Below are 12,161 nucleotides of genomic sequence, written 5' to 3' on the forward strand. Positions count from 1 at the left end.
AAAGGAGGTTCGCCGCGGCGAACCTCCTTTTACTTACACGGAAACAGATGTGACCCAGTTTTCTTTGACTTCTTGAACGACACGATCTGGATTTTCCCAATGGAGCATGTGTGAAGCGGATGGGACGGGTTTGACGACGGCACCGGTCAATTCGGCGATTTGATTCGATGCATCGATTTTAAATGGCTCATCTGCTTCTGGAAGCGTCGCCCGCAACAGGATGATCGAGTTCGATTGCACCCGGCTTGAAAAATCGAGCACCTCATCGCGATACATCGATCGAATGATGGCTGCACCAGTTTTTCCGCGAGCGTGCCAATAGTAGCGGTTGTCTCTATGTACGGCAAGGTCTTGCGCGGCCAAATCTAGGAGTGGGGAACGTCTCGAGATCCCATCGTAGACCGCCATCGATTCGAATTCGCCCCAAGTCTCACAAAAAACTTCAAAATCTGTTTCGTAATACGCCGCCTCTTTCTCTGAAGAGCGTCCGCGCAGCCGCTTACTTTGATACCCACCATCGATCAAAATTGAACCGTCGACGCGGTCGCCTTGATCGATCAAATAGTAGAGGTGGATGAAAGACCCCCAGGAATGGGAGAGGAAATAAAAACGGTTCACATCAAGCATGTCGAGCACTTGATTCAGCCACTCACAAAAGCGAGGGAAGTCGTATGCATGGTCATCCTGAAAAGATTGGGACATCCCATGACCCGGTGCATCAATCGCAAGGATGCGGAAGTGGTGTTGTAGTTTGTCCGCAACTTCGATGAAACTGAGTGCTGTACTGCCGAGGCCGTGCAAACAAAAGATGACTGGCTTGTCGCGTTCGCCCCATTCGGTGACGCGGACATCGATGTCCTGGCAATGAATCATATAGCGTTTCAATTTCAAATTCCTCCAAATCGTATGTATTAAAAAAGAAGGGTCGACCGAATTGTCCGACACCTTCTCTTCATTTCTTTATCTGTTGTTAGTTTTCCTCTTGGTCATTCATCTTTTTCGCCGTTCGCTGAAGCGCGAATCCGAACGCGAACAGCGAGGCGATCACGGCCGTCATCGTGTAGACCGAGTCCGCGAACGCCAGGTAAATGCCGAACAGGCCGAGCCCGAAGCTGAGGATGAACCAAAGCCAGAGGCTCGGATGGTCGCGTAACGCCTGCTTCATCGGCTCGGGACGTTCAACTGGCAACCGGTCCCATCGGTCACGAGCAAGTTCGAGTTGAACACTTGGCCGTTACTCTTCAAGACGAGCGTCCGTTTATCGTCACGATAGTCGATGATCATGTCCTCGTCCAAAAAGATTTTCGTCCAGTTCTTGATGAGAATCGGGCCGACGTTCGAGTCGATCTCGACATCTTCTGGTGTCGTCTCGGTCACATAGCGAATCTCGAAGATGCCGCTATTGCCACAGCCGCAACCTTCCGTCTCATAAAACAAGTGCATTTGTCCGTCACGGTCGCCTTTTAAGGCATCAATCCGCGCCTGAGCGCGTTCTGTAATCTGTACGTTCATGTGTATCACTCCTTAACTCTATTATACCTCGCTGGAAAAAAGATTGAAAAAGACGTGCTTCCCGTTTTCCACTTCCTGCAAAAAGGCGTAAACTATTTGTTTAGAAGGGGGAAACGACATGATCTCACGTTTTTTTAGTTATTACCGTCCACATAAGAAGTTATTCATTCTCGATTTCTCGTTCGCCATCCTCGTCGGCCTGCTCGAGCTAGGCTTTCCGCTCGCTGTGCAATGGTTCATCGACGACCTGTTGCCGGGTGGGGAATGGAACTGGATTATCATTATCAGCATCGGCCTATTGATTCTTTACATACTCGCCATGATGATGCAGTACGTCGTCAACTATTGGGGGCATAAGCTCGGCATCAATATCGAGACCGATATGCGGGAAGAGCTGTTCACCCACATCCATAAACAATCGTTCCGGTTCTTCGATAATCATAAGACCGGCCATCTGATGAGTCGGGTGACGAACGATTTGTTCGATATCGGCGAAGTGGCGCACCACGGTCCTGAAGATTTCTTCATCGCCATCATGACGCTGCTCGGTGCGTTCGGGATCATGTTCTCGATCGACCCGCAACTCGCGCTCGTGACGGTCGTCGCCGTGCCGTTCCTCGTCATCATGATCACGTACGCAAACAAAAACATGAACAAGGCGTGGCAAAAGATGTATACGAATATCGGCGAAGTGAACGCCCGTGTCGAGGACAGCGTCTCCGGCGCGCGTGTCGTCCAATCGTTCACGAACGAGACGTTCGAAATCAATCGGTTCCAGAAAGATAACAATTTCTATCGCGGTTCGAAAATCGAGGCGTACCGAGTCATGAGTAAATCGCTCGCCGGCATTTATATCACGACGCGGCTCATGACGTTGCTCGTCCTCGTCTACGGCGCCTATTTGACGTATCAAGGGCAACTGTCTTACGGACAGCTCGTCGGATTCATCCTCTACATGAACTTGCTCATCAAACCGATCGAGAAAATCACGGCGCTCCTTGAGATGTATCCGAAAGGGATGGCCGGCTTCAAACGCTTCACGCAACTATTGGACGAGGCACCGGACATCGAGAACCGTCCGGACGCTGTCGACGTCACGGCACTGAAAGGTGATATCGCCTTCCACAACGTCTCGTTCGGCTATTCGGACTATCGCCAAGTATTGACCGACATCGACCTCGACATCAAGTCGGGTACGACGGTCGCCCTCGTCGGGACGAGCGGGGCCGGGAAGACGACGATTTGTTCGCTCATCCCGCGTTTCTATGACGTGACGAGCGGCGCCATCACGATTGACGGCATGGACATCCGCGATATGACGAAAGAGAGCCTGCGTCGCCAAATCGGGATCGTGCAACAAGATGTGTTCTTGTTCGCGGGAACGCTCCGTGAGAATATCGCTTACGGGAAACTGGACGCGACCGATGAAGAAATCATGCATGCGGTCGAGAAAGCACATCTGAACTCGCTCGTCGAAGAGTTGCAGTACGGCCTCGATACGCAAATCGGGGAACGGGGCTTGAAGCTGTCGGGCGGACAGAAACAACGGATTGCCATCGCCCGGATGTTCCTCAAAAATCCACCGATTTTGATTTTGGACGAGGCGACGTCCGCGCTCGACACGGAGACGGAAGCGATCATTCAAGACTCGCTCAATGAACTCGCGGCCGACCGGACGACGCTCATCATCGCCCACCGCTTAGCGACGGTGAAAAATGCCGACCGTATCCTCGTCGTCACAGCTGACGGCATCGTCGAGGACGGGACGCACGATGAATTGAGCATGAAAGGCGGCGTGTTCGCCGGATTGCTCAGACGCCAACAACTATAAGGAATGGGCAGCCACCAATAATTTTTGGTGGCTGTCGTGCGTTAGTGGGGTATAGACAGGAATATAGTTGTGATGAGGAGGAAAACAAGTGATGAAAGCAATACAGGTCATCGGTTACGGTGACGTCGATCAATTACAAGTCGTCGATGTCGCGATTCCGAGCCTAAAACAAGGAGAAGTGCTCGTGCGTGTGAAGGCGTGCGGGATTAACAATACCGAGATTTGGATGCGAGAAGGGGCGTATGGGACGGACAAAGAGTCAGGCTGGCGGCCGGAAGGGGTCCAGTTCCCACGGGTCCCGGGTTCAGATATCACCGGGGAAGTCGTGAAAGTCGGCAGCGGGGTCGAGGAGACGATGGTAGGACGTCGTGTCATCCTGTTCCCGTTCACATCGAGCGGGCAGGACGGGGAAGAGCATATCGCTGACGATATGTCGTTCATCGGTTCCGAGTACGATGGCGGTTATGCCGAATATGTCGCTTGGCCGGCCGCACTCTGTTACGATATGCCGCTCGACAGTTTCGTCGATAGCGCCGTCTTCACGGTGAGCGGGTTGACGGCGTGGCATATGAATGAGCAGATTGAGATTCAGCCGGGGCAGACGATCGTCGTCACCGGTGCGAGCGGTGGGGTCGGGTCGTTCAACGTCCAAATCGCGGCGAACGTGCATGGTGCGAACGTATTCGCCATCGTCGGCGACTTGAAAGATGAGGCGAAGCTGAAAGAACTTGGCGCGAGCCGTGTCTTTTCATACCGCTCCGAGACACTCGCCGACGAGATTCTCGAGGCGAACGGCGGGCCGGTCGATGCCGTCCTTGATGTCGTCGGTGACGCCTTGTTCGCGACGTCGCTCGAGGTGTTGAAAAACGGCGGTAAGTTCTGTATTTCCGGTTCGGCCGGGGGACAACAGACGAACCTCGATTTCCGGAAGCTGTATTTGAAACATATCACCATGTACGGCTCCGTACTCGGCACGCGGGCCGAGTTCCAAGCGATGCTCGAGGCGATTGAGGCCGGTAAGATTCGGCCACTCGTCGATCGGATGTTCCCGCTTGCTGAGGCGCGGGACGCCCAAACGTATTTCAAACAACGGGGCAAATTCGGGAAAATTGTCCTCGTGCCATAACGAAAAGAGAGGAAACCGGACTGTGTCCGATTTCCTCTCTTTTTTATCAAAATTAGGCGAGAATACGCCCACTTCTAAACGTGACGGGCGAAGCCCCAGTGAAAGTGGGCAATGAATCGCCACCCTCTCTTTTGGGTATAAATACCTAGAGGAGGTGAACATCATGTTGAAGCAAAAAGCGTATCGATTCCGGATCTACCCGACAACGGAGCAGGAGATCCTGATCGCCAAAACGATCGGCTGTTCCCGCTTCGTCTTCAACCATTTTCTAGCGAAGTGGGAAGAGACCTACGAGGCGACAGGAGAAGGACTGTCCTACGGTTCCTGTTCGAAAGAAATCCCTGCCTTGAAGCAAGAGTTCGACTGGCTGAGGGAGGTCGATAGCACCTCTGTCCAAGCGAGCGTCAAGCACCTGGCCGAGGCGTATGACCGCTTCTTCGAGAAGCAGAACGGACGGCCCCGGTTCAAGTCGAAACGGAACCCGGTCCAATCCTACAAGACGAACATCCAAGGCAAGTCTCAACTTCCTGAGGTGTCGATCGTCGGGAACAAGCTCAAACTCCCGAAGCTGAAGTGGGTCCGGTTCGCCAACTCGAGGAAGGTCGAGGGCCGCATCTTGAACGCGACGATCCGCCGGAACGCGACGGGCAAACACTTCGTCTCCCTCTGCGTCGAGCAGGTGATCGACGAGCTGCCGAAGACCGGCTCCTCGGTCGGCGTCGACGTCGGCCTGAAGCATTTCGCCGTCCTGTCCGACGGCACGGTGTACCAAAACGACCGCTACTTCCGTTCGCTCGAGAAGAGACTGGCGCGCGAGCAAAGCAAGCTCTCCCGGCGTCGGCTCATCGCCCTGAACCGGAACATCAAGCTGTCCGAGGCCAAGAACTACCAGAAGCAGAAGCGGAAGGTCGCCCGCATCCATGAGAAGATCGCCAACAAGCGCACCGACTTCCTGCACAAGGTGTCGACCGAGATCGTCAAAAGCCACGACGTCATCGGCATCGAGACCCTGCAGGTGAAGCACATGCAGCAGGACCGCAAGTTGAGCAAGTCCATCTCTGACGTCAGTTGGTCGGAGTTCTTCCGCATGCTCGCATACAAGGCGGACTGGTACGGCAAGACCGTCGTGAAGGTCGGGAAAACGTTCGCCTCGAGCCAGCTCTGTTCGAGTTGCGGCCATCAACACAAGGACGTGAAGCATCTCGGTCTGCGCGAGTGGACATGCCCGGGTTGCGGGACCCATCACGACCGCGATGTGAACGCAGGACTGAACCTCAAACGCGAGGCCGAGCGCATCCTGGCCTCCTCAACCGTCGGGACGACGGGGCTAGCCTGATCAGGTTCCGGTCGTCAGACCGGATCACCCAGGAATCCTCCACCTCCAAGCGAAGCGTAGGTGGGGGTAGTTCAAGCGGCCACTTTCGCCCGGTCGATGACTGAGACGAGGCGCCGGAACTGTTCAAGCCAAAACTGGAAGAACGGGCCGATCAGGAAAATCGACAGCACCGTTCCGAAAAAGACCGGTCCGCCGAGCACCCAGCCGATGAGGCAAGCCGTCAGTTCCATCCACGTCCGCATCATGCGGACCGACGTGTTGAACCGGTCGGCCAAGGCGAGTGTCAACCCGTCACGTGGGCCGGCCCCATAGCCGATGGCGACGTACAAGCCGGCACCCATCCCGATGACGAAGATGCCGAGAATGAGCCAGGCGATGTTGAGTGCGATGCCGTCAAGTTGCGGCAACCAATGATGGTCGAGAATCAGGTTCATGAATACGCCGACGAAGACGGCGTTGACGAGCGTCCCGAACTGGGGCCGAATCCGGTCCAGTATGTACTTGCAGAGGACGAGCAAGAGACCGACGAGCAAGATGATCGTCCCGACGGAAATCGGGGTGTGCCGGGCGAGCCCGAGATGGAGCACGTCCCATGTCGATACGCCGAGGTCGGCCGTAATCATCATCGAAGACCCGAGGGCGAGCAAGAACAGGCCACCCATGAATAACGCCCACTTCAAACTGATTCGTAAAGATTGTACCCATACCGCGTGCATGATGGTCGCCTCGATTCCCTAAAATGTTCCATCATCATATCATATCTGGTTTCACGACAAGAAAAAAACGCCTCGGACGAGGTCCGAAGCGCTTGGCTCACTTTTTAGGTGTCGATGCTTTTTTTGCTTTGTTCTTTTTATAGTAATCGTAGACAAACGGTGCGACCGCCGTCGCGACTTTAATGAGTGTACCAAATTTACCTTTTCTAGCCATGTTGCTGCACCCCTTTCTGTTCTAATGATGTATATTCCACCTGTTCCAGAAATGAAAACATATTTCATACAGTTTCGTCTAAGCGAACACCGGCAGCCATGTCCCATAATGGGGGGAGGAGGCGAAAAAGGTGAAGACGATTATCTGGTATCAAAACGATTTAGGGGTCGATGACCATCGTCCGCTCGAGGAGGCGCTCCGTCATGACGATCCGATTGAAGGTCACTACATCATTCCACAAGAAGAGCTCATTGAAAACCGGTTCGGCCATATTCCGCTCGGACCGCGGCGACTTCAGTTTTTGAACGAGGCACTCGACGACTTGGCCGGTTCGCTCGCAGCGCTCGGCATCCCGCTCTTCGTCCATGTCGGTCATCCGCTCGACATGTTCGAACCGACTGACCGCTTGTTGTTCCAACGGTCGATCGGCTATAACGAACGGAGGCGCGAACGTGAGGTCATGAACGCGTGGCGGGGTGATTGTCAAGCGTTCGACGGGTTCACCCTCTATCCACGGGACGAGATTCCGTTCGAGAAATTGCCATTCCTCTTCACAGAGTTTCGGAAGGCAGTAGAGGCTGAAGCAAGACCGGACCACTTGATTGAGCGCTCACCTGCGAAGGAACCGTATGCCGTCGATTTTCCGGTCGCTTATGAACAGCCGCGATATGACGCACGGACTGCGTTTCCGTTTCGAGGCGGGGAACGGGCGGGGCGAGAGCGACTCGCGGCATATTTGGCCGGTCCGGTCCGGACGTATAAAGAAACACGGAACGGCTTCGGGGTCGACGACTCATCGAAACTGTCGGCTTATCTTGCCAACGGCTCGTTGTCACCGCGCCGGGTGCTGCACGAGCTCGAGCAACATGAGCGGTCACACGGGGCGAACGAGTCGACGTATTGGCTCTATTTCGAGCTGCTCTGGCGCGAGTTCTTCCAATGGGTCGCCCTCGAGCAAGGGAAACGACTGTTCCGCGCCCAAGGCATCCGTTCGAAACAGAAGACATGGCGCGTGGACGATGACGTCATCGGGCGTTGGCAAGCGGGAGAGACGGGCGTCGACTTCGTCGATGCGTTCATGCGCGAATTGAACGCGACGGGATGGATGTCAAACCGGGGGCGTCAAATCGTCGCGAGCTATTTTGCGAAAGAGCTCGGGCAGGACTGGCGTATCGGCGCGTCGTATTTCGAATCGATGCTGATCGACTATGATGTTGCCAGCAATACCGGCAATTGGGCGTACCAGGCCGGCGTCGGCAACGACTCGAGAGATCGCCGTTTCAACGTCACGCGGCAACAAGATACGTACGACCCGACCGGTGCGTTTCGTAACAGCTGGTTGTGACGAAACTGTCATAAGAAGTCGTCGTTTCTGATTGACTTCTTTTTACAGACAGTGCTATAGTAAGGGCAACAGATGGGATACCTGAGGTGTACGAGAGCCGCCTTCGTTATTTTGAGCCAACACTTTGAATACGGGAGACCGAACTGCCATCCAGATCAACTGCCTCATCACGTGCAGGAGGACTTGTGAAGGGGACGCTAGGTCACCCACCTGCTTAAGCAGGTTCAAAAGCAGGGCATCGTCACGGCACTCCGGGTCCCATCGATTTTATTGTAAAAACGTCGCTAGACGTCTTTTTTTTGATTATAATTCCGAGTAAAATAGTGTGAGAAAATAGGATTCATTTGGAGGAAGAGTATGTTACACCAGTTTTCACGTAATGAGTTGGCCATCGGTCAAGAAGGTTTAGAAGCATTAAAAGGGAAGACGGTCGCCATCCTCGGTGTCGGCGGTGTCGGGTCGTTCGCGGCCGAGGCACTTGCCCGGAGCGGAGTCGGACGCATCGTCCTCGTCGATAAGGATGACATCGACATCACGAACGTCAACCGCCAAATCCACGCGCTCTTGTCGACGGTCGGGCAACCGAAAGTCGAAGCGATGGGAACACGTCTCCTCGACATCAACCCGGAGCTCGAGCTCGTCAAACTGAAAATGTTCTATACAGAAGAGACGTTCGAAGAATTCTTCGCCCAAGACCTCGATTTCGTCATCGACGCCTCGGATACGATTATCTATAAGATTCATTTGATCGTCGAGTGCAAACGCCGGGGCATCCCGGTCATCTCGAGCATGGGCATGGCCAACAAGATGGACCCGACGCGCATCAAAGTCGTCGACATCAAGGATACGACGTACGACCCGATCGCCAAGATGGTCCGGACACGTCTCCGTAAAGAGCGTATCCATAAAGGCGTCCCGGTCGTCTTCTCGGACGAGTCACCGATCGTGACACGCGAAGACGTGAACGAGGTCGTCGGGAAGAAAGATGCCCCGATCCGTAAAGCGAAGATGCCGCCGAGTTCGAACGCGTTCGTCCCGTCGGTCGCAGGCCTCGTCGCTGCGGGCTATGTCATCAATCAAATGCTCGAGACAGCGGGTGTCGAGATCAACCGCATCCAGAAATGAAAAAACGACGCCGGCTCATCAGAGTCAGCGTCGTTTTTCCCAATAGTCGAGCCGTTTTTGCAGCTGTTGCTCGAAGCCACGGCTCGTCGGCGTATAATATTTAGGACGTTTCCGGGCCAGATTCTCTGGCCAATAGTTTTGCGGGACGTAGCCATCTTTCTCGTCGTGCGGGTATTTGTAGCCGGCACCGTTGCCGAGCTCACGGGCACCCGGGCTATGGGCGTCGCGGAGATGGACCGGGACCGGACCGCCCTCGACGGTACGGACGTGATGAATCGCCTTGTCGATGGCGGTGATGACCGCGTTCGATTTCGGTGCCGTCGCAAGATAAAGGACGGCCTGTGCCATCGGGATGCGCGCTTCCGGGAAACCGACATGTTCGCTCGCGCGGGCGGCCGCATCGACGATGACGAGCGCGTTCGGGTCACTGAGCCCGATATCTTCGGCCGCATGGACGTAGAGCCGGCGCATGATGAAGCGCGGTGATTCACCGGCCTCGATCATGACGGCGAGCCAGTATAGAGCCGCGTCCGGGTCTGAGCCACGAATCGACTTGATGAACGCCGAGATGACGTCATAATGCCGGTCGCCCGTCTTGTCGTACTTGATTGCTTTTTGTTGAATCGACTCTTCGGCGACTTCGAGCGTGATGTCGATTTTGCCGTCAATCTCGGGTGTCGTCAACACGGCCAGTTCGAGTGCGTTCAACAGCACGCGGTAGTCACCGTCCGCCATTTTGATATAATGCTCCACGGCGGCTTCCTCAATCTTGACCGGATAATTGCCAAGTCCCTTTTGATCAGCTAGAGCCCGTTCCAAAACGACACGAAGTTCGTCTGGTCCAGGCGGTTCGAGCCGAAACACGGTCGCGCGCGACAGCAACGCCGCGTTGACCTCGAAACTCGGGTTTTCGGTCGTCGCCCCGATCAAGATGAGCTTTCCGGCCTCGAGTGCCGGGAGCAGGGCGTCTTGCTGCAATTTATTGAAACGATGAATCTCGTCTAAAAATAAAATCGTTCGTTCTTGTTCGAAGTCGAACCGGGACTCGGCCTCACGGATGACACTTCGTAGTTCATCAAGTTTGGCCGTGACGGCGTTCAATTGGACGAACGTCGCTTTCGTATAATTTGAAATGACGCGGGCGAGCGTCGTCTTGCCCGTTCCCGGCGGTCCATACAGGATGATCGTGCCGAGACGGTCGGCCTCGATGGCCCGGCGCAACAATTTGCCTTCGCCGATGATGTGGCGTTGACCGATGACTTCGTCTAACGTTTCCGGCCGCATCCGATTGGCGAGTGGGCCGCTATTCGATTGCTGAAATAAATCACTCATACGTACACATTCCTTTCGACAAACGTTTGTTCGATTAGTATAGCAGAAGGAGACATGAAGATGAAAATATCTACAAAAGGTCGTTATGGATTGACGATCATGATCGCACTGGCTCGGGAAACGGACAACAAACCGCTCAGCTTGAAAAAGATTGCGGCCCGGCATGAACTGCCGGAACATTACTTAGAGCAATTGATCGGTCCACTCCGCAACGGTGGTCTCGTCAAGAGCGTGCGCGGGGCGTATGGCGGCTATCAGCTCGTCAAACCGGCGACGGACATCACGGCTGGAGAAATCATCCGTCTGCTCGAAGGCCCGCTCACGATTGTCGAAGATTCAGAGGCAGATGACGCCGTGAAACGGAAGCTATGGGATAAAATCAAAGCCGCAATCGAGAAAGTGCTCGAAGAGACGACACTTGCCGATCTTGCTGAAGAAGATTCAGACGGCTATATGTTCTATATTTAAAGGTGAGGTGAACGAATATGAACTACTTTGATCATGCCGCAACGACGCCGATGCGTCCGGAGGTGCTCGAGGCGATGACGCCGTATTTGCTCGAACAATACGGTAATCCGTCGAGCATCCACGGCATCGGACGGACGGCCCGCGCCGCGTTAGACGCTTCACGCCGGACACTCGCCACGTGGATCGGGGCGACCTCGAACGAGATCGTCTTCACGTCGGGTGGGACCGAGTCGGACAACTATGCGTTGTTCGGCGCGGCGTACGCGAATCAACATAAAGGCAAACATTTGATTACGACGAAAGTCGAACACCACGCCGTCTTGCACGCGATGGAGCAACTCGAACGGGAAGGCTTTGATGTGACGTATCTCGATGTCGACGCGACGGGTGCGGTGACGCTTGACTCCGTTCGTGCTGCGCTCAGGGACGATACGATTCTCGTCTCGGTCATGTACGGCAACAACGAGGTCGGCACATTGCAACCGATTGCGGAAATCGGGGCGCTCCTCGCCGACCATCAGGCCTATTTCCATACGGACGCGGTCCAAGCGCTCGGCACGGAAACGATTGACGTTAAGGCGCTCGGTGTCGATTTATTGTCGGCCTCGGCCCATAAAATCAACGGCCCGAAAGGTATCGGTTTTCTTTTTATGAAAACAGGTGTAAAATTAGCGACGCGTTCTTTTGGAGGACAACAAGAACGGAAACGTCGAGCCGGCACGGAAAACGTTCCGGGTGCCGTCGGGTTCCAACAAGCGGCCGAACTGGCCAAAATCGAACAGGCCGAACGGGTGAGCACGTATCAGCAAATGGCTGAGGCGCTCTTCGGGCGACTCGATGAACTTGGAGTCGAGTATGACGTGAACGGGGCGAATCGCTTGCCGCACATCGTCAACTTGTATCTCCCGGGCATCGAGCTCGAACCGTTCCTGATCATGATGGACATGCGCGGTTTTGCCATCTCGAGCGGCAGTGCCTGCACGGCCGGGTCGATCGAACCGTCACACGTATTGACGGCGATGTTCGGGACGTCGGAACGGACGAAACAGTCCGTCCGCATCAGCTTTGGACACGGCAACTCGGTCGAAGACGTGGAACGGCTCGCCGAACGACTCTCTGAGGTCGTCTCGACATTCACGAACGGAGTGAGATAACG

At 54.8% G+C, this 12,161-nt stretch carries 12 protein-coding genes and 1 other RNA gene; 8 read left to right on the forward strand and 5 right to left on the reverse strand.

Going from position 1 to position 12,161, the window contains the following annotated elements:
- Positions 1-33: 33 nt before the first annotated feature.
- The 3 genes from KNP67_RS01420 to KNP67_RS01430 form a co-directional block, all read right to left on the reverse strand.
- Positions 34-885, reverse strand: coding sequence for an alpha/beta fold hydrolase (locus KNP67_RS01420; RefSeq protein WP_251130759.1), 852 nt, complete (start codon positions 883-885; stop codon positions 34-36).
- Between the two features lie 85 nt (positions 886-970).
- On the reverse strand, positions 971-1,189 hold the full coding sequence (locus tag KNP67_RS01425) for a hypothetical protein (RefSeq protein WP_125318019.1): 219 nt from the start codon (positions 1,187-1,189) through the stop codon (positions 971-973).
- A complete protein-coding gene (locus KNP67_RS01430) occupies positions 1,162-1,512 on the reverse strand; it encodes an iron-sulfur cluster biosynthesis family protein (RefSeq protein ID WP_021066911.1) in 351 nt (116 codons plus the stop codon). Before KNP67_RS01430 ends, KNP67_RS01425 begins: the two co-directional genes overlap by 28 nt.
- Before the next feature lie 118 nt (positions 1,513-1,630).
- Between KNP67_RS01430 and KNP67_RS01435 the strand changes: the two genes are divergently transcribed.
- From KNP67_RS01435 to tnpB, 3 genes are all read left to right on the forward strand, one after another.
- Positions 1,631-3,343 (forward strand): ABC transporter ATP-binding protein, encoded by a 1,713-nt coding sequence (locus KNP67_RS01435; protein WP_214755750.1) that lies wholly within the window; start codon positions 1,631-1,633, stop codon positions 3,341-3,343.
- 91 nt (positions 3,344-3,434) lie between these two features.
- Entirely contained in the window at positions 3,435-4,469 is a 1,035-nt protein-coding gene (locus tag KNP67_RS01440) for a zinc-binding dehydrogenase (protein ID WP_131471107.1), read from the forward strand.
- Between the two features lie 163 nt (positions 4,470-4,632).
- Positions 4,633-5,805, forward strand: a complete 1,173-nt coding sequence (gene tnpB, locus KNP67_RS01445) for an IS200/IS605 family element RNA-guided endonuclease TnpB (protein ID WP_214755751.1) — start codon at positions 4,633-4,635, stop codon at positions 5,803-5,805.
- A 71-nt stretch (positions 5,806-5,876) separates the two neighbouring features.
- Here the strand turns inward: tnpB and KNP67_RS01450 are convergent, their stop codons facing one another.
- Positions 5,877-6,521 carry a YczE/YyaS/YitT family protein gene (locus tag KNP67_RS01450; protein ID WP_214752749.1) on the reverse strand — a complete coding sequence of 215 codons (645 nt, stop codon included), beginning with the start codon at positions 6,519-6,521 and terminating at the stop codon, positions 5,877-5,879.
- Between the two features lie 344 nt (positions 6,522-6,865).
- Between KNP67_RS01450 and KNP67_RS01455 the strand changes: the two genes are divergently transcribed.
- The 3 genes from KNP67_RS01455 to KNP67_RS01465 all read left to right on the forward strand — a co-directional run bounded on the left by KNP67_RS01455 (position 6,866) and on the right by KNP67_RS01465 (position 9,205).
- On the forward strand, positions 6,866-8,080 hold the full coding sequence (locus KNP67_RS01455) for a DASH family cryptochrome (protein WP_131471109.1): 1,215 nt from the start codon (positions 6,866-6,868) through the stop codon (positions 8,078-8,080).
- A gap of 75 nt (positions 8,081-8,155) precedes the next feature.
- A non-coding RNA gene (gene ssrS / locus KNP67_RS01460) (6S RNA) lies at positions 8,156-8,342 on the forward strand.
- Between the two features lie 95 nt (positions 8,343-8,437).
- Positions 8,438-9,205 (forward strand): tRNA threonylcarbamoyladenosine dehydratase, encoded by a 768-nt coding sequence (locus KNP67_RS01465; protein WP_021066918.1) that lies wholly within the window; start codon positions 8,438-8,440, stop codon positions 9,203-9,205.
- 24 nt (positions 9,206-9,229) lie between these two features.
- On the opposite strand, the gene KNP67_RS01470 is transcribed toward KNP67_RS01465, so the two are convergent.
- Complete coding sequence (locus KNP67_RS01470; RefSeq protein WP_058763253.1) at positions 9,230-10,537, reverse strand: replication-associated recombination protein A; 1,308 nt, start codon at positions 10,535-10,537, stop codon at positions 9,230-9,232.
- Between the two features lie 60 nt (positions 10,538-10,597).
- On the opposite strand from KNP67_RS01470, the gene cymR reads away from it, so the two are divergent.
- On the forward strand, positions 10,598-11,005 hold the full coding sequence (cymR, locus tag KNP67_RS01475; RefSeq protein WP_058763254.1) for a cysteine metabolism transcriptional regulator CymR: 408 nt from the start codon (positions 10,598-10,600) through the stop codon (positions 11,003-11,005).
- Positions 11,006-11,022: 17 nt separating this feature from the next.
- Positions 11,023-12,159: a cysteine desulfurase family protein gene (locus KNP67_RS01480; RefSeq protein WP_058763255.1), complete on the forward strand. Its 1,137-nt coding sequence runs from the start codon at positions 11,023-11,025 to the stop codon at positions 12,157-12,159.
- Positions 12,160-12,161: the final 2 nt, after the last annotated feature.

This window comes from Exiguobacterium sp. s157 (assembly GCF_018618205.1).
In the GTDB taxonomy this organism is placed as follows: domain Bacteria; phylum Bacillota; class Bacilli; order Exiguobacteriales; family Exiguobacteriaceae; genus Exiguobacterium; species Exiguobacterium chiriqhucha.